This is a genomic window from Gracilibacillus lacisalsi DSM 19029 (assembly GCF_000377765.1).
Classification (GTDB): domain Bacteria; phylum Bacillota; class Bacilli; order Bacillales; family Amphibacillaceae; genus Gracilibacillus; species Gracilibacillus lacisalsi.
Genome location: NZ_KB898665.1, coordinates 287,062 through 311,666, shown reverse-complemented (window position 1 = coordinate 311,666; position 24,605 = coordinate 287,062). Strand labels below are relative to the sequence as shown.

Annotated in this window: 20 protein-coding genes; 12 read left to right on the top strand and 8 right to left on the bottom strand. The window is 36.9% G+C overall.

Translation table 11 applies throughout. The features are described from left to right. Window positions 1-69: 69 nt before the first annotated feature. Window positions 70-738, top strand: coding sequence for a transcriptional regulator YeiL (gene yeiL, locus D569_RS0108235; RefSeq protein ID WP_018931943.1), 669 nt, complete (start codon window positions 70-72; stop codon window positions 736-738). A gap of 88 nt (window positions 739-826) precedes the next feature. Here the strand turns inward: yeiL and D569_RS0108230 are convergent, their stop codons facing one another. Continuing rightward, the gene (locus tag D569_RS0108230; RefSeq protein WP_018931942.1) at window positions 827-2,632 is read right to left on the bottom strand and encodes a M3 family oligoendopeptidase; all 1,806 of its coding nucleotides are present in this window, start codon (window positions 2,630-2,632) and stop codon (window positions 827-829) included. Window positions 2,633-2,999: 367 nt separating this feature from the next. Between D569_RS0108230 and D569_RS0108225 the strand changes: the two genes are divergently transcribed. The 8 genes from D569_RS0108225 to D569_RS0108190 all read left to right on the top strand — a co-directional run bounded on the left by D569_RS0108225 (window position 3,000) and on the right by D569_RS0108190 (window position 11,592). After that, the gene (locus tag D569_RS0108225) at window positions 3,000-3,803 is read left to right on the top strand and encodes a transporter substrate-binding domain-containing protein (RefSeq protein ID WP_018931941.1); all 804 of its coding nucleotides are present in this window, start codon (window positions 3,000-3,002) and stop codon (window positions 3,801-3,803) included. 319 nt (window positions 3,804-4,122) lie between these two features. Continuing rightward, window positions 4,123-4,776, top strand: a complete 654-nt coding sequence (locus tag D569_RS0108220; RefSeq protein WP_018931940.1) for an amino acid ABC transporter permease — start codon at window positions 4,123-4,125, stop codon at window positions 4,774-4,776. Window positions 4,777-4,778: 2 nt separating this feature from the next. Then, a complete protein-coding gene (locus tag D569_RS0108215) occupies window positions 4,779-5,501 on the top strand; it encodes an amino acid ABC transporter ATP-binding protein (protein ID WP_026287263.1) in 723 nt (240 codons plus the stop codon). A 250-nt stretch (window positions 5,502-5,751) separates the two neighbouring features. After that, window positions 5,752-6,756 carry a LacI family DNA-binding transcriptional regulator gene (locus tag D569_RS0108210; protein WP_018931938.1) on the top strand — a complete coding sequence of 335 codons (1,005 nt, stop codon included), beginning with the start codon at window positions 5,752-5,754 and terminating at the stop codon, window positions 6,754-6,756. A 91-nt stretch (window positions 6,757-6,847) separates the two neighbouring features. Then, on the top strand, window positions 6,848-8,083 hold the full coding sequence (locus D569_RS0108205) for an ABC transporter substrate-binding protein (RefSeq protein ID WP_018931937.1): 1,236 nt from the start codon (window positions 6,848-6,850) through the stop codon (window positions 8,081-8,083). 60 nt (window positions 8,084-8,143) lie between these two features. Continuing rightward, window positions 8,144-9,004, top strand: a complete 861-nt coding sequence (locus D569_RS0108200) for a carbohydrate ABC transporter permease (RefSeq protein ID WP_018931936.1) — start codon at window positions 8,144-8,146, stop codon at window positions 9,002-9,004. 1 nt (window position 9,005) lies between these two features. Then, window positions 9,006-9,824: a carbohydrate ABC transporter permease gene (locus D569_RS0108195; RefSeq protein ID WP_018931935.1), complete on the top strand. Its 819-nt coding sequence runs from the start codon at window positions 9,006-9,008 to the stop codon at window positions 9,822-9,824. An 85-nt stretch (window positions 9,825-9,909) separates the two neighbouring features. Continuing rightward, window positions 9,910-11,592 (top strand): glycoside hydrolase family 13 protein, encoded by a 1,683-nt coding sequence (locus D569_RS0108190; protein WP_018931934.1) that lies wholly within the window; start codon window positions 9,910-9,912, stop codon window positions 11,590-11,592. Between the two features lie 144 nt (window positions 11,593-11,736). Here D569_RS0108190 and D569_RS0108185 read toward each other — a convergent pair whose 3' ends face one another. The 3 genes from D569_RS0108185 to D569_RS0108175 all read right to left on the bottom strand — a co-directional run bounded on the left by D569_RS0108185 (window position 11,737) and on the right by D569_RS0108175 (window position 15,405). Continuing rightward, window positions 11,737-13,176 carry a carbon starvation CstA family protein gene (locus D569_RS0108185; RefSeq protein WP_018931933.1) on the bottom strand — a complete coding sequence of 480 codons (1,440 nt, stop codon included), beginning with the start codon at window positions 13,174-13,176 and terminating at the stop codon, window positions 11,737-11,739. 547 nt (window positions 13,177-13,723) lie between these two features. After that, on the bottom strand, window positions 13,724-14,551 hold the full coding sequence (locus D569_RS0108180; protein ID WP_018931932.1) for a methyl-accepting chemotaxis protein: 828 nt from the start codon (window positions 14,549-14,551) through the stop codon (window positions 13,724-13,726). A gap of 104 nt (window positions 14,552-14,655) precedes the next feature. After that, on the bottom strand, window positions 14,656-15,405 hold the full coding sequence (locus D569_RS0108175) for an SDR family NAD(P)-dependent oxidoreductase (RefSeq protein WP_018931931.1): 750 nt from the start codon (window positions 15,403-15,405) through the stop codon (window positions 14,656-14,658). Window positions 15,406-15,734: 329 nt separating this feature from the next. Here D569_RS0108175 and D569_RS0108170 point away from each other — a divergent pair, with 329 nt between their 5' ends. Beyond that, window positions 15,735-16,925, top strand: a complete 1,191-nt coding sequence (locus tag D569_RS0108170) for an MFS transporter (protein WP_018931930.1) — start codon at window positions 15,735-15,737, stop codon at window positions 16,923-16,925. 91 nt (window positions 16,926-17,016) lie between these two features. Beyond that, window positions 17,017-17,961: an NADP-dependent oxidoreductase gene (locus tag D569_RS0108165; protein WP_018931929.1), complete on the top strand. Its 945-nt coding sequence runs from the start codon at window positions 17,017-17,019 to the stop codon at window positions 17,959-17,961. 257 nt (window positions 17,962-18,218) lie between these two features. On the opposite strand, the gene D569_RS0108160 is transcribed toward D569_RS0108165, so the two are convergent. The 4 genes from D569_RS0108160 to D569_RS0108145 form a co-directional block, all read right to left on the bottom strand. Then, window positions 18,219-18,785, bottom strand: coding sequence for a hypothetical protein (locus tag D569_RS0108160; RefSeq protein ID WP_018931928.1), 567 nt, complete (start codon window positions 18,783-18,785; stop codon window positions 18,219-18,221). 106 nt (window positions 18,786-18,891) lie between these two features. Then, window positions 18,892-19,578, bottom strand: coding sequence for a YetF domain-containing protein (locus D569_RS0108155; RefSeq protein ID WP_018931927.1), 687 nt, complete (start codon window positions 19,576-19,578; stop codon window positions 18,892-18,894). A 422-nt stretch (window positions 19,579-20,000) separates the two neighbouring features. Continuing rightward, entirely contained in the window at window positions 20,001-21,101 is a 1,101-nt protein-coding gene (locus D569_RS0108150; RefSeq protein WP_018931926.1) for a M24 family metallopeptidase, read from the bottom strand. 14 nt (window positions 21,102-21,115) lie between these two features. Then, the gene (locus tag D569_RS0108145) at window positions 21,116-22,513 is read right to left on the bottom strand and encodes a sodium:solute symporter family protein (RefSeq protein WP_018931925.1); all 1,398 of its coding nucleotides are present in this window, start codon (window positions 22,511-22,513) and stop codon (window positions 21,116-21,118) included. A gap of 388 nt (window positions 22,514-22,901) precedes the next feature. On the opposite strand from D569_RS0108145, the gene D569_RS22690 reads away from it, so the two are divergent. Beyond that, a complete protein-coding gene (locus D569_RS22690) occupies window positions 22,902-24,596 on the top strand; it encodes a methyl-accepting chemotaxis protein (protein WP_018931924.1) in 1,695 nt (564 codons plus the stop codon). Window positions 24,597-24,605 lie beyond the last annotated feature (9 nt).

Below are 24,605 nucleotides of genomic sequence, written 5' to 3'. Positions count from 1 at the left end.
CATGAAATGCATGATATCATGGAGGTATAAAGAAATAATAGGAGATATCTCTTATTTTGAGGTGAATAGATGAAAAAATATAAAGGGAAGAAAAAGCAGGTTTATTTAGAAGAGCACTCTATTGCGCATTTATTTTCCTTTTCAGTGGAGGACTTTATCGAAGTACATGAATATCAACGTAATGATTGGATTATTCAAGAAAGCATGAGACCAGATTTTCTTTTCTATGTAATCGAGGGGAAAGCAAAGATTTACATAACCCATCAAAATGGAAAGGTATCATTAATAAATTTTATCAATGCCAATGAATACATTGGGGAAATGGAGTTATTACATGATGTCTATTATACAAAAGGGATTCAAGCTTCAACGAAGACGATTTGTTTTGCACTTCCGATCTATTACTATCGCAAACAATTGCTCGAAGATGCGAAATTTCTACGTGAATTAACCAAGTTTTTAAGTGTAAAGGCAACAGAGATGGCGGCTAAGTATACACAAAGCTTAGCATTCCCATTGGAAAACAGGCTGGCTGATTTTATTTTGCAAACCGCCGATCAAGGGGTTTATAAGGAAAGACATGTTACAGTTTGTGATTATTTAGGAGTATCCTACAGACACCTGCAGCATGTGCTGAGACAATTTTGTGATAAAGGATACTTAAATAAAGAAGGAAGGAACTATCAAATTAGACAGTACCATTCTTTAAAAGAACTTGCCCAAGTTTTGCACAATTAGAGAAGAGGAAATACGCAAACCTTAGTAAGAATGATACATAGTGGAGATACAAGTATATATCTCCACTAAATGCAAAACGATAAATGAATTAATGCTCGATCTTCTCTGTTAATCGCATAAATTCTTCAGCATCCTTCGCCATTAATTGAATACCAGCTGCCCAAAAATCTTCTTTCGTAATATCCGCACCAAGATGTTTCTTTGCAAGGTCTTCCACCTTCCTTGACCCAGTATCACGTAATAAGGCAATATATCTATCTTCGAAGCCTTCAGGGGATTCTAAGTATTTCGCATAGATGCCTAAGCTGAATAAGAATCCGAATGTATAGGGGAAGTTGTAGAATGGTATATCATCAATAAAGAAGTGCAACTTACTACTCCAGAAGTGTGGATGGTAGTTAGCTAAGCTATCCCCATATGCTTCCTTCTGTGCTTCTACCATTAATTCATTTAATCGTTTTTCCGACACAACACCGTTGGCGCGTTCTTGATAAAAGGCGTTTTCAAATAAGAAACGAGCATGAATGTTCATGAACATGGCTGTAGCATTTTCTAGTTTCGTGTTTAATAATGCGATCTTTTCTTCCTCAGTCTTTGCGTTTTTAATCGTTGCGTTATTAATAATTGTTTCTGCAAACGTACTAGCTGTTTCTGCGACGTTCATGGCATAGTTTCGATTCAATGCTGGCAGATCTTTCATCACATAGCTATGGAATGCATGACCTAATTCATGTGCTAAAGTACTTGTATCAGAGGATGAACCAGTAAATGTCATAAAAATACGTGATTCATTGAACTCTGGCAGACTCGTACAATATCCACCCGGTCGCTTATTTGGTCTATTCTCGGCCTCGACCCAACGATTTTCTAATGCATGCTTGGCGAAATCAGCAAGTTTTGGACCAAAGGAGGCAAAGTTATCAATGACAAAGTCACAAGCTTGATCATATGTAAAATCGGTTGGCTTCACATCACCTAAAGCAATTGGAGCATCAACATCCTGCCAACCTAGTTTCTCCATACCTAATAGCTTTGCCTTTTGACTGATAAAATCAAGGAATGGCTGCTTATTATTGGCAACAGCTGACCACATCGCATTTAGAGAATCTTCGGTCATCCGATTATATTCTAAAGGCTCTTCTAAGTGGTGTTGATATTGATGTTTGTTTTGTAATGTAATCCGATAGCCATCTAAATGATTTAAAATATCAGCAAAAATGGGACCATTCTTCGACCAGGCCGTTTCCCAATTTTCAAATATTTGCTTCCTCACTTTAGGATCTGGATCAGCATACATTCTATTCATTGCTTGGCCTACAGATAGTTCGGTAGTGTTCCCTTTATAATCCGTAAATGGAATCGTCATAATCGAAACGACTGTATCATATAAATCGCTCCATGCTGCCAAACCATCTTTATTCAGCTCTGCAATTAGCTCTTCTTCGTCTTCAGATAGTAGACGTTTTCCTTTATTCCGTATTTCATTTAAGGCAAAAGCAACTTCACTTAAATCTTTATCTTCTAATAGTTGCTGCCAATCATCCTCTGCAATTTCAACTATTTGTTTCGTAAAGGTGTTGGTAGCCTTTTGTACCTCACTATACAGCTCCATAATTTGTCCTTTTACAACATTGGCATGTTCATCATTCATATAAGCATCATGCCACATTTGTACAAAGGTCGCAGCTTGGGATAATCCATTTTCAATAGTCTCTTGTTTATCTAAGATTGTTTTAAATGTATCTACTGTTTTTGGGCGATGATTCCATTTAGTTAATAGTGATTGGTATTCATTTATATGTTTATGTATATCGGTTAATTTCGTTTGTAGTTCCTGGGATTTCGTACCGCCAGTGAAAATTGTTTCTAGGTTCCAGGTATTCATATATTTCATTTACTATCACTCTCCCTCTCCCTTTTGCAATTATTGTATCCATTTTGTTAATAATAGTAAACTTAGAGCATTTAGTGAATCTAACCGTGTTATTCACTATCACCACTTTCTTTAATAGTATTTCTTTATAAAGTAAAATATGAGAAAACGTTATACCTACTCCTACTTCAATATTAGAGGATATGCCAGTATATCTAACTCTCTCTGAGGATATCTGCAAAATCTACCATATAAATCATCATAACTGACTAAACATGAACATATCATGATAAACAAATATTATTGTAATTTGGATCTATCTAAATATATCGATAAAATAGATAGAGTCGTTTGATAACAAATAATTTTTGTGGGAGGCTTATTCTTGATGAATAAACAAAAGAAGGACACATTTGCTAATAAAATCGTCATGATTGCTTTAGTTGGTATTATTGCATTTGCATTAGCAGGGTGTGGAACAGGTGACGAAGATAATAGTAACGCTTCGGATGAAGCAAAAGAAGAGATTACCGTTGCTGTGGTGCAAGACTATCCACCATTTGAATATAAAGTAGATGATGAATTAACTGGTTTTGACGTAGAGCTAGTGGAGGCGATTGCTGAGAAGGCAGATTTGGCTGTTAACTGGGAGATCATGAAATTTGATGGTATTATCCCAGCACTTCAAGCGAATCAAGTCGACGCAGCCGTATCAGCTATCGGAATTAGAGAGGATCGTTTAGAAGTTGTCCATTTCTCCGATCCATATTTTGAATCTGGTTTATCTTTAATTACGTTAGAAGATAGTGATATTGAAGAAGAAGCAGATTTAGAAGGCAAAACCATTGTAGCAAAACAAGGGACATCCAGTTTAGAATTAGCCAACGAACTGGCTGAAGAATATAACGGTGAGGTAACGAAACTGCAAGACGATGCGACCATGTATATGGAATTAGAAAACGGTAATGCCGATGCGGTCATTAATGATTATCCTAGTGTTGCCTATAAAATCAACCAGGATGGCGAAGATTCAGAACTTCGCTTAGTTGGTGATAAGTATCCAAGTGAGGACTATGGAGTAGCCATTTCTAAAGGAAGTGAAGAACTAGTAGAAAAAATCAACACAGGTCTTCAAGAGCTCAAAGATAGTGGTGAGTTTGACGAGCTTTATAGCGAATATTTTTCTGAATAATCATTAACGTAAAAATTATGATTCAATAAAAAGGTGTGGCGCTTCTTGTCACACCTTTTCTAAAAGAAAGTATAAAATTAGCGTAGATGTCTAGCTCCGAGCGCCCAGAAACTAGGCGACTTCACGAATCGCCCTACGATAAAGAAGACTTGCCGATTGGTGAAACCAGAGGCTTAGTCGCACTTATACCTTTAGGTGAAAGTCATCATCGCGTCACTTGCTCACCGTGATTCCTTTATCTCAGTTGATTCACTCCAGTCACTACGTTTCTAAATGGACGCTCTGCGCTTTTCTAAAAGAAAGAGGGATACCAGTTATTATGGAAACTATAGAGGTTATTCTTGAGGGATTACCCACTCTATTAAGAGGGATGGGTGTAACAATAGAAATTACAGTTATATCACTTATTCTTGCCATGTTTATTGGATTGATATTAGGTGTATGTAGTATAACAAAGAGTAGAATCTTAAGGGGATTTTCCACTGCTTTTGTAGATATCATTCGTGGAACACCATTACTCGTCCAAATATTATTTATTTATTTTGGTTTACCAAGTGTAATCGATATTGATTTAACAGCGTTTTCCGCAGGTGTGATTGCGATAACGGTCAATGCTGCAGCCTATTTAGTCGAAATTTTCCGTGCTGGAATAAATTCTATCGATAAAGGACAAATGGAAGCCGGAAGAACAATTGGCTTTTCTTATGCACAAACGATGCGTTTAATCATCTTACCTCAAGCAATAAAGCGCATGATCCCCGCAATTGTCAACCAATTTATTGTAAGTATTAAAGATACTTCACTCCTTTCTGCCATTGGGTTAGCCGAGCTTACTTTATCTGGCCAATCGATTTATGCAGCTAATTACCGTGCTTTCGAAATATTATTCGCAGTTGGAGTACTATATTTTGTCATTATTTATTCATTAAGCCTATTCGCTCGTTGGCTTGAAAGGAGATTAGATGTCGCATGAGAATGATTGAAGTACAAAATCTTAAGAAATCATTTGGTAAGTTAGAGGTTCTGAAAGATATAAATATCGATGTTCAATCACAAGAAGTAGTGTGTGTTATCGGTCCTTCAGGTTCAGGGAAAAGTACACTTTTACGTTGCATGAACCTGTTAGAGGAACCAACAGGTGGCGATATTTTGATCGAAGGGGACAACCTTACTGCTCCCAAAACTAATATTAATGAGTTGCGCCAAAGAATGGGAATGGTGTTCCAACAATTCAATTTGTTCCCACATATGACGGTAATGGAAAACATTACGTTGGGACCAAAAAAATTAAAAGGCAAAACAGAATCAGAAGCAAATGAATTAGGAACACAGTTACTTGATAAAGTTGGATTGGTAGACAAAGCCGAGGTATATCCTGATAACTTGTCTGGCGGGCAAAAACAACGGGTAGCTATTGCTCGTGCTTTAGCTATGGAACCGCACATTATGTTGTTTGACGAGCCTACTTCGGCTCTAGACCCTGAAATGGTCGGAGAAGTCCTTCAGGTTATGAAAGATTTGGCTGAAGAAGGTATGACGATGATTATTGTGACACATGAAATGGGATTCGCCAAGGAAGTTGCCGATCGTGTCATCTTTATGGACGAAGGTTTTATCGTCGAACAAGGAACACCAGATGAATTATTTAATCATCCGCAAAACGAAAGAACTCAAGCGTTTTTGTCGAAAGTGTTGTAAAATTAAATAGGACAGTTAACAAATCGCATAGAGGGCATACCTCTATGCATTTTTAAACGTAAAATACACTCAAGCAATTTATATCAAAAACAAATTACTACGTTTGAAGTTGCATAGATGAAGTAGTTAGTGAAACGCATATGGAGAATAAGATAAAATAAACAATTCAAAATTTAATATTGAAATCCCTTTCTTTCCATGCTATTATAATTTACGTAAACGTTTACGGGGTTTAGAAGGAGTATCGAACATGACAATTACAATTAAGGATGTAGCCAAAAAAGCAAATGTATCTATTGCAACCGTTTCAAGGATTGTAAATAATAAACCAGGCTATTCGAAAGAGACAGAACAAAAAGTTCTACAAGTTATACAAGAACTTGGTTATCATCCGAACGGGTTAGCTCGAGGATTAATTAGTAAACGTACTCATACAATAGGAGTATTAGTTCCAGAGATTTCTAGTATGCTAATGTCCGAGTTCATTAGTGGGATTGAACATGTTACCCATGATTATGGTTCTAGTGTCATCGTTTGTCACACGGAATCCCAAGGGCAAAAAACGAGGCAATACTTACAAGTATTAAAAGAAAAGCAGATCGATGGTATCGTCTTTACGAGTGAAGTGCTTAAGAAAGACTATTATCAAATCATTAAGGATATGGATATACCGATGGTACTGCTATCTACTGAATCCTTTGATTTCCCTGTACCATATGTCAAAGTAAGTGACCGTCGTGCTGCATACAGCGCAACAGAATATCTAATTAAAAAAGGTCATCGAAAAATTGGCATGATTAGTGGGAGAAGAGGGGACATCATAGCTGGTCAACCAAGGATTGATGGGTTTATGGCAGCAATGAAAGCGTATGAATTATCAGTAAAAGATGAATGGATTGTAACAGAAGGCTTTAATTTTGAGGATGGCGTAAATGGTTTTCATAAACTGATTGACCAGTTTCCGGAAATGACGGCTGTTTTTGCAGCCAGTGATGAAGTGGCATTAGGTATCCTTTCAGCTGCTTATAAAATGAACATCCATGTACCTGATCAGTTGTCGGTAATTGGCTATGATAATCTCAGAATAGCAGAAATGAGTACACCACCTTTAACAACTGTCGCACAGCCTTTAGTAGAAATGGGAAAGAAATCAGCTGAACTCGTATTTGAAATGATGGAATCAAATAGATCTGTAGAAAGTCGTATATTTCCTCATGAAATAGTAGAAAGACAAAGTGTGAAGGAACTATCGTGATAACGTGTTCCTTTACACATAACGTAAACGTTTACTCACGCATTTAACGTAAACGTTTACGTTAAAGATCATAATATATGGAGGGTTAAGAATGAGAAAAATAACAAAAGGATTAGTTGCACTTGGATTAGGTACGTTTTTATTATTAACTGGTTGTGGCTCTGATGGAGGAAGTGGAGATGGAGAAGTAACATTAGAGCTTTTTTCCAATAAATCTGAAAGTATTGATACTTATAACGGGTTAATTGAAGAATTTGAGGAACAGAATCCAAATATCAATATCGAGTTAGAAGCACCGCCAGAAGCGGAAACCGTCATAAAAACGAGATTAACGAAGAATGATTTGCCAGATATTATGTCTTTAGGCGGAAATGCCACTTATGGTGAATTAGCTCGTGCTGGTGTATTCCATGACTTTACTGATTCAGAGGTTCTTGGAGAAGTGCAATCTTCTTATGTAGATATGCTTGGCCAGTTAGTAGGATCTGAGGAAGAAGGAGCATATGGAATCCCTTATGCAACAAACGCCAATACGGTTATCTATAACAAAGAAAAAGCAGAAGAATTAGGGATAGATATTCCAAAAACTTGGGATGAGTTTATTGCAGCATTAGAGACAGCAAAAGAAGCTGGTGAAACGCCAATTTACTTTACACTACAAGAAGCATGGACAGCGATGCCAATATGGAATGGTGTTGCAGGTAACCTAGTTGCTGACGACTTTGCAGAGCGAAAAAATGCAGGACAAGTAACAATGGTAGAAGAATATAATGTTGTTGCTGATAGAATGTTAGAGTTACTAGATTATGGACATGCGGATAACTTTGGAATTGGCTATAGTGACGGTAACACGGCATTCGCTAATGGTGAAGGGGTCTTTTATATTCAAGGGAACTGGGCAATTCCTGAGATTGTAAAAGCAAATCCTGATGTGGAGTTAGGAACATTTGCACTACCTTCCAATAATGAAGCAGAAGAAAACGACTTAGTGTCTGGTGTCGATGTAGTGTTAACTGTTAATGAGGATACAGATCATAAAGAAGAAGCATTGCAGTTTATTGAGTTTATGGCTAGTCAAGAAACAGCACAGCGCTATATTGAAGAACAAAAAGCATTCTCAGCCATTCAGGGAGTATTCCAAGAAGATCCAGTGTTTGATGGAATTAAAGTGAATTTTGAAGAAGACCGTTTAACTAGCTTTCCTGATCATTACTATCCAGCTGGCATGGGAGCGGAAAACCTGGTACAAGACTTTCTTATTAAAAAGGATAAGGAAGCAGCACTAGAAACTTTAGATGCTGAGTGGGATAAAGTAATAAATCGCTAAAGGTTTGGGGGCCTTTTCTAAAAAAGCCCCTACCTTATTTTTAAAAGGAGAGATCATTTCATGGTGAAAAAAAATTATACCTATCTAATAATGGTTATTCCTGCATTTGTCATCTTTTTCACCTTTCACACATATCCAGCACTACAAGGGATATTTTATAGTTTTACTGACTATAAAGGATATGGTAATTGGGATTTCGTAGGATTAAAAAACTATTTCAATGTGTTTCAGGATGGTCGTGCTTTAAGTGCATATGGTTTTACTTTTCAGTTTGCTATAACCGCAACAATTCTTGTAAATATTGTTAGTTTACTGATTGCCATGGGACTTAATGCAAATATTAAGTTTCGAAAAACATTACGCGCGACCTATTTCTTACCCTTTATTCTAAGTGTTTTAATTGTCGGTTATATTTTCAAGTTTATGTTTACACATTTATTACCTGACATGGGTAAAGCACTAGGGATTGAAATGCTATCATCGAATATATTAGGGAATCCGGACTTAGCATGGATAGGCGTTGTAATTCTTGCGGTATGGCAGTCTGCGGCATTTAACACACTGCTTTACTTAGCAGGACTATCTACGATTGAAAATGAGTTATACGAAGCAGCAGATATTGATGGGGCTGGATCGTGGAAGAAGTTTTGGAAAATAACGTTCCCGCTTATTGCACCGTTTTTCACTATTAATATGGTTGTTGCCATGAAAAACTTTTTAATGGCATTTGATCAAATTGTTGCTTTAACTGGTGGTGGGCCAGGTCAAGCGACTGAATCTATCTCGTTACTAATCTATCGCGGTGGTTTCGAGGGTGGAGAATTCGCCTACCAATCAGCCAATGCAGTTGTTTACTTTATTGTAATTGTCGTAATTTCTCTTATCCAATTACGTGTTCTTGAACGAAGAGAGGTGAAGTAACATGACAGGGAAAAAGAATTGGAAAGTAACAGCGTTATTAATTCTTGGTTCACTATTTATTTTCTTTCCATTGTATTTAACGATAACAATCGCGTTTAAAACACCTCAAGAAATGTCACGGAACTTATTAGCGTTACCAGAATCTTGGTCGATTTCAAACTTTATTACCGCTATTGAGATGACCAATTTCTTTAGAGCATTAGGTAACAGTGTTTTCGTAACCGTGATCACAGTAGTGTTGGTGTTGCTAACACATTCGCTTGTGGCATATGCCATTGCTAGAAATATGCATAAAAAGTTTTATAAGTTTCTATATTTCTATTTTATTAGCGCTATGTTTATCCCATTTCCCATTATCATGTTACCAATTGTAAAACAAACAAGTATGTGGGGGATGGATAACTTAATCGGACTTGCCTTTTTAAATGTTGTCATGCAATTAGCCTTTAATGTATTCGTGTATGTTGGTTTTCTAAAATCAATTCCCGTGCAATTAGAGGAAGCAGCCATTATTGATGGGGCAACTACCTGGCAGTTATTCTGGAAGATTATTTTCCCGATTATGAAGCCAATGCACGCAACAGTTGCAATCTTAACCGCATTGTTTGCTTGGAATGACTTCATGTTACCACTCGTTATTTTAAGTGATTCAAGCCAATATACATTACCGTTAGTGCAATATGCATTTCAAGGACAGTTTAGTACGGATTATAACTTAGCCTTTGCATCTTATTTAATGGCGATGTTGCCAATGATTATTATCTATATCTTTGCACAAAAATGGATTATTGGCGGTGTGATGAGAGGATCACTGAAATAATAGATAGTTAATAGAGAAAAATAGAATTATTAAAGTACGGTAGCAAGACAATATAGACGAATGCTGCCAAATAGGGGGAATCTGTATGAAAAAAGCATGGTGGAAAGAAAGTGTGGTCTATCAAATTTATCCGCGAAGTTTCAATGACAGTAATGGAGACGGAGTTGGCGATATTCAAGGCATTATCGAAAAGTTAGATTACTTAAAAAATCTTGGTGTGGATGTTATCTGGTTATCTCCAGTTTACAAGTCACCAAATGATGACAATGGCTATGATATTTCCGATTATCAAGCAATTATGGATGAATTTGGAACAATGCAAGACTGGGAAAACTTATTAGATGAAATGCACAAACGTGAAATGAAATTAATCATGGACCTTGTGGTTAATCATTCATCAGATGAACATCGATGGTTCCAAGAATCAAAGAAATCGAAAGATAACCCATATCGTGATTACTATATTTGGCGCCCTGGTAAAGATGGGAAAGAACCGAATAACTGGGAATCTGCTTTCAGTGGGTCTGCCTGGAATTATGATGAGGCGACGGATGAGTATTACTTGCACCTTTTTAGTAAGAAACAGCCTGATTTAAACTGGGAAAATCCAAAACTTCGTCAGGAAATATATGACATGATGAAGTGGTGGTTAGATAAAGGGATTGATGGTTTCCGTATGGATGTAATCAACTTCATCTCGAAAGTACCTGAGCTTCCTGATGCAGCAAATCCTGAAGAAAAAAAATACGTTGGTGGTGGCGAATACTACATGAACGGGCCACGTATTCATGAATTCTTACACGAGATGAATCACGAGGTTCTTTCGAATTATGATGTAATGACAGTAGGGGAAATGCCTGGTGTAGATGTAGAGGAAGCAAAAAAATACACCGACCCTGAGCGTAAAGAATTACAAATGGTATTTCAGTTTGAACATATGGATTTAGACTCTGGTCCTAATGGCAAATGGGATCTTAAACCATTAAAATTAACCGATTTAAAGGATAATATTACAAAGTGGCAAACTGGACTACAAGGAGTGGGTTGGAATAGTCTATACCTAAACAATCATGACCAACCACGAATTGTCTCACGTTTTGGAAATGATAAAGAATTCCGTGTGGAGTCAGCGAAAATGTTAGGAACATTCCTGCATATGCTGCAAGGTACGCCATATATTTATCAAGGTGAAGAAATCGGCATGACGAATGTTCGTTTCGATTCGATCGACGATTATAAAGATATTGAAATATTAAACATGTACAAAGAAAAAGTCATAGAAGGTGATGAGGATCCTGACAAAGTAATGGAATCTATCTATGTCAAAGGAAGGGATAATGCAAGAACACCTTTTCAATGGAATAATTCTAAGCATGGAGGATTTACTGATGGTGAGCCATGGATTAAGCTAAATAGTAATTATACAACTGTAAATGCAGAGCAAGCTGTTCACGATGAGGACTCTATCTATCACTATTATCGTCAGTTGATTCAGCTTAGAAAGACTCATCCGATTATTGTCTATGGAGATTATCAATTGATTTTGCCGGATCATGATAAGATTTATGCATATCTTCGCAACTATGAAAATGAAAAATTATTAGTCGTAACTAACTTTAGTGATAAGAACGTGAAATTTGAGTTACCAGAGGATGTTTCCTTTGAAGCTGAAGAAAAATTAATTGGTAATTATGATGCGTCTGAAGCAGACACTTTTACTTCCTTTACATTAAAACCATATGAAGCAAGAGTCTATAAAGGAAAATAACAGACTTGTAATAGCAGGGTTTTGAACAGAGTAGATGAGGTTAAGCTGTGTAGGAAGAGAGTCGTATTGACTCTCTCTTACACAGCTTTTTTATATCCCTGTACTTCCTTTACATAGAGAATTAGGGAGTAAATTTCTAATTGATTAAGCAACGCTTTGTAAGTCTGCTTCAATTCGTTCTGCTTTATTTAGGTTTGCCTTCCTGAAGAACCAAGCTGCAAAAATCGTGGTTAGGATGATGCCACCGATATGAGCTATTGGAAGGGGCAGATTAAAGCCGATCGATGCATTTAGAATATAGACTAACACCATGTCGGTAATGAACAGTGCAGGAATGAGTGAAATCCAATAGTTTTTACCTTTCAAAAGCAGGTACATGGTAGCAATCCATAAGGCAAGTGCAGCAGTAGACTGGTTTGCCCATGAGAAATACCGCCATAAAATGTTAAAGTCAATTTGCGTCAAAATGATAGACACGGCAAATAAAGGTACTGCAATCACTAAACGATTTATTACTTTCTTTTGATTTAACTTCATATAATCCGCAATAACGGATCTTGCAGCACGGAAAGCGGTGTCACCAGACGTGATCGGAAGTACAATAACACCTAACACGGCAATAGTCCCTCCAATTGCGCCAAGTAGAGTTGTCGATGCTTCATTTACGACAGCAGAGGCGGTACCGGCATTAATCAGGTCATTTAATTCTTGCCCGTGGAACAGACTCATGGACGCCGCTGCCCAAATCATCGCGATAATCCCTTCAGCAACCATCATTCCATAGAAAATATAACGACCTTGTGATTCTTTTTGCACGGTACGGGAAATAAGTGGAGACTGTGTCGCATGAAATCCTGACAAGGCACCACACGTAATCGTTAAAAATAGCATTGGGAATATGGCTAGATTTTCTGGATGCATGTTTTTAAATGACAATTCCGGAATAGCTGAACCATTTCCTGACGTAAACATCGCAATACCAACACCAACTGTCCCGATTAACAAGATAGCACCAAGGACAGGATAAATGTTACCAATAATCTTATCGATAGGTAGCATCGTTGATAACACGAAATAGAGAAAGATAACACCTAAAATAATCCATAATGCTACATGACCATTTAGTAAAATATGAAGTAGTGATCCAGATGTGGTAGCAAATACCGTTCCGACTAGAAGAAGGAGCAACAATGCAAAGGCATTGACCAAATGCCGAGGGATTTTCCCTAAAAACTTTCCGGCAAGTTCAGGAATATGCGCCCCTTTGTTGCGAATCGATATCATGCCAGTCAAATAATCATGAACGGCCCCAGCAAAAATCGAACCAAGTACAATCCAAATAAATGCTACTGGACCAAAAAGGGCACCCATAATTGGACCATATATCGGACCTGTTCCAGCAATATTAAGTAATTGAATCATCGCATTCTTTTGTTTTTTCATCGGAACAAAATCAACACCATCTTGGTTTGCAATAGCAGGTGTTTTACGTGAATGTTCTACTCCGAAGGTCTTTTCAACAAATTTACCGTATGTAAAATAGGCAACAATTAACAATCCAATGGAAATGAAAAACGTTATCATCTTTCTCTCCCCCTATGCAAATGTTCTTTTGTAAACGCTGACAAAACGAATTATATATTACTCATTGGAAAAGCACAATCACTTTCCAAAAAATGATAGATTTAGACCAAATAAAGGTAGTAGATTCGTGATACTTTTTAATTAAATTATGCAAGGGCTGTCTCAAGTGTTGCAACATAGGCATTTTCGCTAAGTGACCGATAAATGTATGAAAGTGACTGATAAATAGCTAAAAGTGACCAATAACTAGCTAAAAATGGCCGATAAATGGAAAAATTATATATTGCTGCGGTTCAGTGACAAAAAAGTACGTTACCTCAAAAGGTAACGCACTCTCATATTGCTTACAATTCTTCCTTGTTGATACCAATACAATGTTCCATTACCATCATCATCTTGGTCATCGATAACATTTGAACATTTCAGATGCAGACATACTGATTATGCATAAGAACGTACTGTGAAAAAGTATATTTTCTAAACTGAATCATGTATCTTATTTCTGGGAAATATTCATTTTGTCTCAGCTTTATCTTGTATGAGATTCTTACGAGTGAATCAAACTGTCTTTCATGTAATCTTTCAATTTATCAGAGGTTGCTTTTAATTCGTTTACTTGATTAATAAATTCATGGACAAGTTCTGCTTCTTTTTGAGATGTATTAGAAATTTCTTGGTAATCGCTTTGCAATTCGGTTAAGGAATTGGTGATATTCTGTAGTGTTTCTTCAATTTGCCCAGTAGCAGACTTAGAATTATTCGAAAGTTTTCGAATTTCTTCCGCTACTACACCAAATCCTGCCCCAGCATTGCCGACCCGAGCTGCCTCAATGGATGCATTTAGTCCAAGTAAGTTTGTTTGTTCACTAATATTGTTTATAGTGCCAGCAATATCTTTAATGTTGCTAGAATATTCTACTGTATTGCTCGTTTGCTCTTGCATAGTTGCTGTTTTATCCGTTAAACTTTCTGCGTTGTGAGCAATGTCATTTACTCTTTCTGTTAAAGAATCGGCAATTTTTTCGACGGATTCAATAATACTATGTAAAACCTCTTTCTTTTTGGTACTCACGGCGGCATTAATTGCACCTATCATGTCACCATCATTATTTTTGACCGGAATGGAAATGCTATCAAAAGGTGTTCCGAATTCTTCTGCAGGGACAGGTACAACCGTGGTACCTTCTTTGTTGACCATTGCATAATTTAAGTAACCTTCTGGTAATGGGTCGCCTGGCTTGTGTCCGAAATCCAATTCTGAGCTAGGTGAGTAGTACAAATATTTCTCATGATCAAAAACGGTGATCATGACTTCTTCTCGCATGATTGATTTAATATAAGGTATCGATGTTATAAAAGCTTCTATCTGATTCATGTAGTACTCCTTTTAAATATATTATCATGGTGCTAACGTCTATAAGATCTCAATGGCGAATAAAGTAGGGTTAACAGACGCTAACACCCTATCATCATCTCAATTTACTTTGTATTGGTAAATCCGCCATCAATGCGAATTACTTCACCATTAATATACTGTGCTTTGGACGTTAGTAAGAACGTAACTAGTTCCGCTACTTCCTCAGGTGTACCAAGACGCTTTTGAGGAATACCGCCCGTTGCATTTTCTTTCATTTTAGGGTTTGCTTCATAAAATTCTTTGACCATCGGTGTTTCTGTTGGACCTGGAGCAATTGCGTTTACGCGTAATCCATCTTTTGCATATTCGGCAACCATACTTTTGGTTAGACCGACAATACCGTGCTTCGTTGCAGAATAGGTAACAACAGAATCTTGACCAGTCACACCTGCACTTGAAGAAGTGTTAACAATCGAACCTCCACCATTTTTAAGCATGATCTCAGCTACATATCGTACACCATATAGAGCTCCTAGTAGATTGATCCCGACAATCTGTTCGATTTCTGAAACCTCTGTATTTAGGAAGTATTCACCACTTCCAGAGATGCCAGCATTGTTGAAGAAATAATCAATTGTACCGAAATGTTCAACCGTTTGATCTACATATCGCTTTACATCTTCTGCTTTAGAAACATCTGCTTTAACAAAGATCGCATCTACGCCGATTTCTTTTAATTTTTCAACGGTTTCGTTACCACCTTGTTCATCTACATCAGCTATTGTAATATTTACACTTTCTTGTGCTAATCGATATGCGGTAGATTGTCCTAATCCACTACCGCCACCGGTTATAATCGCAACTTTACTCATGGATATCCACTCCTTTTTTAGTCCTTAATAACTATACTCGCTATAAATGATAATATCTCACTTGTTAGATTGACAATAAATTTAGCTTGGTATGCAAAAGTTTGCATCCATAGAACTAGGATATGAGCTAATAATTGACATCTGCTACTCAAGATGGTTTCCATTCCAGTTTAGAATTGCCACAATATTGTGAATTATACAGCTTAGGTGCATAGTGTTTTCCCTTTAATAAGAATAGGAGTATCATATTATTTAGAGAGACGAAATAAATAGAAGAAGGGATTATTATTTTAAATCAAGAGCAACTAGCAAAGCGTAATCTGTCCATTATGTGGTTTGCAAACTTTTTTATTGCAGCAAGTATGACGATGGTGATCCCATTTCTTTCTTTATATATTGGAACATTAGGCAATTATTCCGATGACTATGTGCAAAAATGGTCTGGTTGGGTATTTGCTATCACTTTTTTGATAGCATTTATTGTATCACCAATATGGGGAAGATTTGGTGATAAACATGGTCGTAAAACATTTTTAGTGATAGCAGGTTTTGGTTTAGGAATCTGTGTGTTACTTATGGGATTTGTAACAAATGTCCCACAGTTATTTATCTTACGCATGTTTATGGGGTTTTTTACTGGTTTTATTTCGATGTCACAAGCATTTATTTCTACTCAAACACCGAAGCATATTGCTGGTAAGGTGTTAGGAACATTGCAAACAGGTAATGTAACAGGAAGCTTATTAGGACCGTTGTTTGGAGGGGTGTTAGCAGATACGATCGGCTATGCCGCAACTTTCCAACTAACATCTGTTACATTATTTATTGCTGCTTTCTTTGTCGTGTTTGGTGTGAAAGAGGTCAAATTGGAAACAACGAAGGCAGAAAGCATAAATTATTCAGCTTTGGAAGTCCTTAAACATATTATGAGTAATCCTGTGCTTGTGATGGTTATGGTTGTATCGATGTTTGTGCAAGTTGCAAACTTTAGTATTCAGCCAATTTTATCGTTATATGTTGATGAAATACATGGAGCGAACAGTATTGCTTTCTTTTCAGGGCTTGCATTTTCCGCAGCAGGACTTGGAAATCTTTTTATGTCTCGGAATTGGGGCAAATTAGGAGACCGAATTGGTTATGAAAAGGTCTTAATCATTTTATTAATGTTGTCTGCGTTATTCTTCATACCAGGAGCTTTAGTTGATAATATCTGGCAATTAGTGATTGTTCGATTCTTATTAGGTATAGCAATTGGTGGTGTGATTCCGATTAGAACGGCATATATCCGCCAAGTAACACCATTGAATATTCAAGGTGAAGTGTTAGGGTACAATACTAGTGTTCGTTTCTTAGGAAACATTATTGGGCCGATTATTGGTGGCTGGATCGCTGGCTTGTATACTATTTCTACTGTCTTTTATTTCAGTAGTTCACTGTTATTAGTTGGTGGATTAGCCTTATTATATACCGTTAAACATGAAACAAAAGCAAGTGTGGAGCACTATCCTGCACATTCATAGAATCAGAATATTTTCCTTGGTCATACTAAAAATGGTACTATATCCATCTCAGACTGAATGACTCTGAATATAAAAAAAGAGGTGAATTATCATGGAAACAAGAGCCGTGATTATTAATAAATATGGCAGTAAAGATGTATTAGAAGAAGGCCAAGTCACTTTACCGGAACTAGGGGAACATCAGGTATTAGTACGTGTGAAAGCAACGTCGATTAATCCGATTGATTGGAAACTTCGTGAAGGATATTTAAAACAAATGTTTGATTGGGAGTTTCCAATTATTCTAGGTTGGGATGTTGCAGGTGTTATTGAAGCTGTTGGATCAGCAGTAACTGATTGGCAGGAAGGCGATGAAGTATTTGCCCGTCCAGAAACAACACGCTTTGGTACTTATGCAGAGTATACCGTTGTTGACGATCATTTATTAGCGAAGAAACCAGCTAATATATCTTTTGAAGAGGCAGCAGCAGTACCACTGGCCGGAATGACAGCCTATCAAGGCTTATTTGATCATGGCCACCTAAAAGAAGGAGAGAAAGTGTTAGTTCATGCTGGTGCAGGTGGAGTTGGAACATATGCAATCCAACTAGCTAAAGAAGCAGGAGCGTATGTATATACGACAGCAAGTGAAAAGAATCATGAACTACTTCAATCACTTGGTGCAGATGAGGTCATTGATTATCGCACTACTGATTTTAGAGATGTCGTACAAGAAATAGATCTTGTGTTAGATACAATGGGTGGTGAGGTGCAGCTTAACAGTTTTGATGTCCTGAAAGAAAATAGTGGACGACTCATAACCGTGGTAGGCGCACCAGATCAAGAAAAAGCAAAAGAGAAAAATGTGGAGACCATCGGAATTTGGTTGCAACCCGAAGGTAAACAACTTAGTAAGTTAGCTGATCTACTACAAGCGAAAAAAATGAAAAGCATTGTGGGTAGTACTTTCCCATTAACACAGCAAGGCGTTTATGATGCTCATGCATTAAGCGAAACGCATCACGCTGTAGGAAAGATTGTTATTACGGTTGATTAATAGGATGAAGTGAGAAGAGGCTGGGACATAACTAAATAGATGGAACGAGAATCCGAACAATCTGAACTAAGCGTAGGCAAAATACGCAGACTCCTGTGGGAACAGCACGAGCCGAAGTTTTTTGCCGAAAGCGGTATGTGTACTCAGACTTTATTGTTCGGATTTTTCCTATCTAAATATTCTTTTGTCCCAGCCTCTTTTTACATATGTTCGAAATCATATTCTTTATCGTACCCATTGCGTGAGGATCTTCTATCCTATAAAAACGCATCAAAGCCTAAAGAAAGAAAAAGAAATAAAGTCATCACACATCCAGCTACAATTCCTTTCACTCTGTGTTTAGGTCCTGAAGATTTAAGTGCATATTTGAAATACAGAAAGGAACCAATAGCAATAAGGAGGAATTCCACTAGAATACTTGCAGGCATAGACTGCCATAGTCCTAAACCAAGAAGCGGAAAATTACCTGCATTTCCTGGGAAAATAGGTATATCCGGCCGATGAACAAGCAAATCTAAAATCCAGTGACTAAATATAACAGCACCTATAATCACTCCAGATTTTTTACCCCAAAATTTTGAACCAAGTAATCCGAAGAGAAGTGAAAGCAACAGTGCTCCCACTAAAGAGTGAGTGTAGAATGCATAAATCATCATATTAGCATAGCCACCCTCACCGATAGGCTCCATATATTCTAATCCTGCTAAATTAAACGGAATAAATGCGATATCAAGTAATTGTGTACTAACTAATAGTGACCAAAGCGGTAATTCTGGCGCTTTACTTTTTACTGCAGCGGCAACTCCGAAATGACCTGCGAACATATTAAACACCACCTCAAGCATGGAGAATAGTTCATATCATCCAATTTTACTTACAATTGTAACGTGTTTTCGTGCTGTTAAATGTAAAATTTTGATTAAATCGTACTTATGTTAATTGTTTATGTGGAATAATAAATAAACCATCGTTTTCAAGCCATTCAGCGAAAAGCACGTCTTCCACTCTGCTTATGTTATGGGCTAATAACTGGTTCTGTAACCATGGTACGTCTTTGTTTATTTCTGTTAAATGTTCTTTCAAAATTTCGCCATCCTTAATTACTGTTATAGGCAGATAAATAGGTTGTGGAGGCATATTGAAGTCTTGCTGAGTAGTTTTTTTATATTGTGCTTTTTTTAATACACTTATGGAGCCATTAGGTTCGATAAGTGCAAATGCTACCTCACGAATAGAAAAAATTTCACTTTGCCGAAGTAGACTTTGTAATTGGTTAAGATTCATCCGACTTTTCTTTAACTCGTCAAAGTCGATTTGACCATCTCGGATAACGGTGGCAGGCTTCCCTTCGAACTTTCCTCTATAAAAAAGAGATTTCTGAGCAATGTATTCTACTAAAAACAATAAAGATCCCCATATAAGTAAGGTAAAGAAGATATAGCTAATGGGAACCTTCTCTTCATAAATGGCATTTCCCAACAATTCACTTAACACAACAGCTGATATAAAATGAAAAGGAGTAAACTGGTCTATTAATTTTGATCCTATAATTCTAACTAACAGAAATAGTAAAAAGAAACCTATCACTAATTTTGTCAATATTTGGATTAATTCCACTACTTATTCCTCCTGCAAACTCTGATAATCTATAAAATTAATACACTATTATTCTTTCCAAAGTTTATTGGATAAATTCATATGGGGAGGATTAAAAAATCGGTGAAAATAACACCAAATTCGTTTTCATAAATGGGGTTAGTACTCAAATGAGTCGGAAATTGATAAAGGCCTAAAATCAGGTTAAACAAACCCTCCAATACATCTGCAAAAAAACGCCGATTACGTATGTGGTAACAATAGAATGCGATGATAACTGTCTCTTGCAAAGCACAATGATCATCCAAAGGGTAATCACTCCCAAATTAATCAGCGACCGAGAGTGGGACATGGCATCATCTGAAAAAAGAATACCCATATAAGCAAGTGGAAAGTTACTTATATGAGTATTCTTACTGCACTAAGAGCGCACTAGCCTTAAATTATTCTATTATTTGTAGTTCTTTGGGGAATTTGGTCAATGTTTCATAACCATCTGCTGTAACTAGTACATCGTCTTCTATTCTTACACCACCGATTCCTGGAATGTATATCCCTGGTTCAATCGTATAAATCATTCCTTTTGTAAGAATGCCATCATTTAGATGACTTATCGAAGGAAACTCATGAACATTGATGCCCATACCATGTCCAATCCGATGTGGGAAGTAGTCTCCGTATCCAGCATCGGTGATAATATTTCGAGCAGCGTTGTCTAAATCTCCGATACGATTACCTGGTTTGCTTTTTTCTAAGGAAGCTTGTTGTGCTTTTAATACGGTTTGGTAAATTTCTTTTTGTTTGTCTGAGACTGTTTTAAATGCTACGGTTCGTGTAATGTCTGAGCAATAGCCATCCAGTACAACTCCTAAATCAAAGAGAACCATATCACCGGCTTTTAATGTTCGATCACCGGGATTTCCGTGAGGGTCTCCAGTTTTTTCACCAAATAGTACCATGGTTGAAAAGGACATTTCTCTTATTCCTTTTCTTTTCAATTCATATTCGATTTTTGCTAATACTTCCATTTCGCTAATACCTTCTTCGAGTGCATCAATACCTACTTGAACTCCATAATCAGCCATGTTTGCAGCGCGCCGAATGATCGTGATTTCTGCCTCATCCTTCACAACACGCATGTCATTTAATTTTTCTTCTATAGATATGACTTTTGCCTCTGGGAAGAAGGATAGAAACTCTTCACTCCGTTTGTAAGTGAGAACTTCTTTTTCAATAGCAACTGCTTCCACTTTTTCTAATTGCTTTTTTTCTAATGTAGTTTGCATAAGTTGCCATGGATCTTCGTGATCAGAATATCCAATAATGTCGTATTTCCATCCTGTATTCTTTAATTGACCTGCTTCCATTTCAGGTAGGACAAATACTGGTTGTGCTTGTTTAAATACAAGGATTCCCATCAAACGTTCATGTGGGTCTGTATAAAAATTGGATAAATAAAAGACATTTTCAGTTGAGTTCAGGAAAGATACTTCAATATTCTTCTCGTTCATCCATTCCGTTACTTTTGTTAATCGTTCTTGCATGTTGGACACTCCTATCAGGAATTATTCGTTGTTTTCTTCTGCGTAGTTAATGATACAACTATTAATACAATAACCGCAGCAGGAACTGAAATAACAACACTATTTAAGTCAAATGGTTTACCGAGGATAATTTCCCATACTAATGTTGTTACAACACCTACGATCATGGAAGAAATACCACCGATTGCATTGACGCGTTTCCAGAAGAATACCGCTAAAATTGCTGGTGTGATACCTGCACCATAAACGGTATAAGCATACATTTGGACTTCTAACACCGTTGGGAAAAAGCTAATCAATAAATAGGCAAATACACCAAGAATGACGATAAAAACTTTGGTCATCCTTAATTGTTTTTGATCTGATGCATCTTTATTAATATATTTTCCGTAAATATCATACGTCATATTGGTAGCTGCAGAAAGCAAATAGGAGTTACCTGTTGTAATGATAAAAGCAGCGGCTGCCGCAAGTAAAACTCCTCCAATTGCTATCGGCATTGCGAGCGTTGTCGCCATTAAGGCCATTCCTGGATCTATATCAGGGAATAACGAACGAGATGCAAAGGCAATTAGGGAAATGGCTGGAGAAATAATTAACATAATAAGAAGCCAGCCGATTTGAGCCTTTCTTGATGAGGCATCTCCTTTTGATGATGCTAAACGTTGATACATGTTTTGGTCACCAAGTAAAAGGAATAAGGACGGTAATAGGTAGCCAATCAATTGGATGTTTGTTAGTCCGCCCGTTGCAGTCAGGTGTGAATCGGGGACATTTTCAACGATCGAATCCCAACCACCGGCAACAGCGAAAATCGTTGGTACGGTAATCACTAGACCACCAACCATTAAGAAACCACTGATTGCATCTGTTTGAGATACGGATTTAAGACCTCCAATCATCGCAAGAAAAATGATTAAAACAGCTGCTATAATCGTACCGGTCTCTACACTCATTCCTGTTGTAAGATTAAGAATAAATCCGAATCCTTTCATTTGATAGGAAACGATCCCTACATAAGCTAAAAGAACAATAATACTGGCAAGATTGCGAGCAGAGACTCCATATTTTTCTTCAAGAATACCGGAAATCGTATATTTTCCAAATGCTCTGATTTTAGGCGCCGCTATGTAAAGAGTAAAAATCCCGGTTAAAGTGGGTATCATTAACATCAGGGAAGGGAGAATACCAAAACTATAAGCAACAGATGTTTCTCCACCTGATATACTACCACTTCCTGTCCAGGTAGCTAGCAAAGTACCCATTAATACGAGAGGTCCTAAACTTTTTCCAGCTAGGATAAAGTCTGTGCTATTGGACACTTTCTTGGACATATAAATGCCTAGTCCGATCATTATGACAGCATAGATCCCAATGAACCATAATAATTGGGGATTTGCTTCAAGTTCCATTACATCATTCACTCCTGTTTTTTATATATAGTCTTTATCTAAAGGTGCTTACTCATTATATATGGTGCATAAATCCCTATCAAATTATTTACTGTTGATCATATTAAAAATGAATGATAAAAAACGTCGCCATAACTGTTGTGGTGAACGGAATCACTGAATCGGATAGAATATAAATAATATGATTTTTCCTGCTATATTTAATTTAAAATTGTGTCAAAAATATCCAGTTATGGAAGTCTCGTTATCTTACAATGATTTGGAAGATTTTCTAACATAACGATAGAAATACTCCCTTTTAAATTATATACTGTCAGTATTTTCGCTGATTGGTCATATTGTAATAGGAAATAATGATCAAATAGTAACTATAGAGGGGGAGTTCAAGATGAAGATAGCATCAATTTTAAAATGGATAAGTGTGATCTATCTTATTTTCGCAGTGGCCATTGGTTATACACTGTTTAAAATGAATGAAAGTCAACAGGAACAAAGGCTTGCCTATGACAGACAATCAGAATTCAAGCAATTAGGCATTGATTTAGCGGACGCATCCGATTACTTAACTGATCAAGCACGTCGTTATGTGCAATTTGGAGAAACGGAGTATTATGAAAATTACTGGAGAGAAGTGAATGAAATACAAACACGGGATAAAGTTGTGCAACGTTTGAAAGAGATGGATGCTCCAGAAGAAGAACTTGCACTGATTGAAGAAGCGAAAAGTAATTCTGATGCTTTAGTCGAAACAGAAGAAGCTGCAATGACTGCTGTGGAGGAAGGGGATTTTGAAAGAGCCCGTCAATTAATGTTTGATGAAAAGTATGATCAAAACAAAGCGATCATTATGGAGCCGATTGAAGAATTTCAACAAATGATGAATCAACGAGCACAAAACGAAACAACGAGCTCGGAACAAATATTGAATATTTACTTATATGTGACATATAGTCTAATTTTTCTCATGTTTTTATTAGTAATTGCGACGTTTTTTATTTTATTCAAAAAAATACGTCCGTTAACCGAAATTTCTCATTATATGCAACGTTTAGCTAGTAATGAAGGAGACTTAACGGTAAGGTTACCAGTGAAAAGTAAAGATGAAATAGGCATTATATCACGTTCTTTTAATCAAATGATGGAGAATATGCAATCGCTAATAATAAGCATAAATCGAACAATACAGGATACTACAAATGAGTCTCTTGTATTAAATGATAAGACGCGAGAAGTAACAAATAGTACTGCTGAGATCTCATCAGCGATCCAACAAGTAGCTGAAGGATCACAGACCCAGGAAGAAAGTGCAGAGCAAACAGCGAAAGCAACAGAGGAAATGTCAATTGGGGTACAAGATATAGCAAATAGCATGCAATCAGTGAAGGAGTCGTCTAATGTTACAACGGAAGCTGCTATGAGTGGTAACCAATTGATCACTCAAGCGAATCAACAAATGAACGCCATTAATGATATGGTCATCGAATCAACGAAAGTAACCAATTCACTGGGTGAGAGATCACAAGAAATTAGCAATATCATTAATCTTATTCAAGAGATAGCTGAACAAACCAATTTATTAGCATTAAATGCAGCAATTGAGGCTGCAAGAGCTGGAGAACATGGAAAAGGTTTTGCTGTAGTGGCAGATGAGGTAAGAAAATTGGCGGAGCAAACGAATGAGGCAACATTAAATGTTACGTCATTAATTACATCTATTCAAAAAGATTCCCAATCATCTGTTCAATCAATGAATACCATTGAGAAAGAAGTGTCTGAAGGATTGCACGTCATGGAACAAACAGGAGCTTCTTTCCAAGATATTTTAGAAGCTATAAAAGGTGTTTCAAAGCAAGTTGAGGAAGTTTATTCTACTTCAGAGCAAATTTCTGCTAGTACAGAAGAAGTATCAGCATCAGCAGAAGAGATGGCGGGCATTGTTAGTGAATCAGCTAATTATGCAAATAAAGTGTCAGAACAATCGGTAAAACAGCAAGACGTAGTAGAAGAAATGAAGCAAGCGATCCAATCGCAGACTAGTCAATTATCCAATTTAAAACAGCAAATAGCTCAATTTAGAGTTTAGACATTTTCT

Bases quoted from the DNA above. Each gene is read 5' to 3' on its own strand.
- yeiL (WP_018931943.1), top strand. From the start codon at position 70: ATGAAAAAATATAAAGGGAAGAAAAAGCAGGTTTATTTAGAAGAGCAC.
- D569_RS0108230 (WP_018931942.1), bottom strand. From the start codon at position 2,632: ATGAAATATATGAATACCTGGAACCTAGAAACAATTTTCACTGGCGGT.
- D569_RS0108225 (WP_018931941.1), top strand. From the start codon at position 3,000: ATGAATAAACAAAAGAAGGACACATTTGCTAATAAAATCGTCATGATT.
- D569_RS0108220 (WP_018931940.1), top strand. From the start codon at position 4,123: ATGGAAACTATAGAGGTTATTCTTGAGGGATTACCCACTCTATTAAGA.
- D569_RS0108215 (WP_026287263.1), top strand. From the start codon at position 4,779: ATGATTGAAGTACAAAATCTTAAGAAATCATTTGGTAAGTTAGAGGTT.
- D569_RS0108210 (WP_018931938.1), top strand. From the start codon at position 5,752: ATGACAATTACAATTAAGGATGTAGCCAAAAAAGCAAATGTATCTATT.
- D569_RS0108205 (WP_018931937.1), top strand. From the start codon at position 6,848: ATGAGAAAAATAACAAAAGGATTAGTTGCACTTGGATTAGGTACGTTT.
- D569_RS0108200 (WP_018931936.1), top strand. From the start codon at position 8,144: ATGGTGAAAAAAAATTATACCTATCTAATAATGGTTATTCCTGCATTT.
- D569_RS0108195 (WP_018931935.1), top strand. From the start codon at position 9,006: ATGACAGGGAAAAAGAATTGGAAAGTAACAGCGTTATTAATTCTTGGT.
- D569_RS0108190 (WP_018931934.1), top strand. From the start codon at position 9,910: ATGAAAAAAGCATGGTGGAAAGAAAGTGTGGTCTATCAAATTTATCCG.
- D569_RS0108185 (WP_018931933.1), bottom strand. From the start codon at position 13,176: ATGATAACGTTTTTCATTTCCATTGGATTGTTAATTGTTGCCTATTTT.
- D569_RS0108180 (WP_018931932.1), bottom strand. From the start codon at position 14,551: ATGAATCAGATAGAAGCTTTTATAACATCGATACCTTATATTAAATCA.
- D569_RS0108175 (WP_018931931.1), bottom strand. From the start codon at position 15,405: ATGAGTAAAGTTGCGATTATAACCGGTGGCGGTAGTGGATTAGGACAA.
- D569_RS0108170 (WP_018931930.1), top strand. From the start codon at position 15,735: ATGTGGTTTGCAAACTTTTTTATTGCAGCAAGTATGACGATGGTGATC.
- D569_RS0108165 (WP_018931929.1), top strand. From the start codon at position 17,017: ATGGAAACAAGAGCCGTGATTATTAATAAATATGGCAGTAAAGATGTA.
- D569_RS0108160 (WP_018931928.1), bottom strand. From the start codon at position 18,785: ATGTTCGCAGGTCATTTCGGAGTTGCCGCTGCAGTAAAAAGTAAAGCG.
- D569_RS0108150 (WP_018931926.1), bottom strand. From the start codon at position 21,101: ATGCAAGAACGATTAACAAAAGTAACGGAATGGATGAACGAGAAGAAT.
- D569_RS0108145 (WP_018931925.1), bottom strand. From the start codon at position 22,513: ATGGAACTTGAAGCAAATCCCCAATTATTATGGTTCATTGGGATCTAT.
- D569_RS22690 (WP_018931924.1), top strand. From the start codon at position 22,902: ATGAAGATAGCATCAATTTTAAAATGGATAAGTGTGATCTATCTTATT.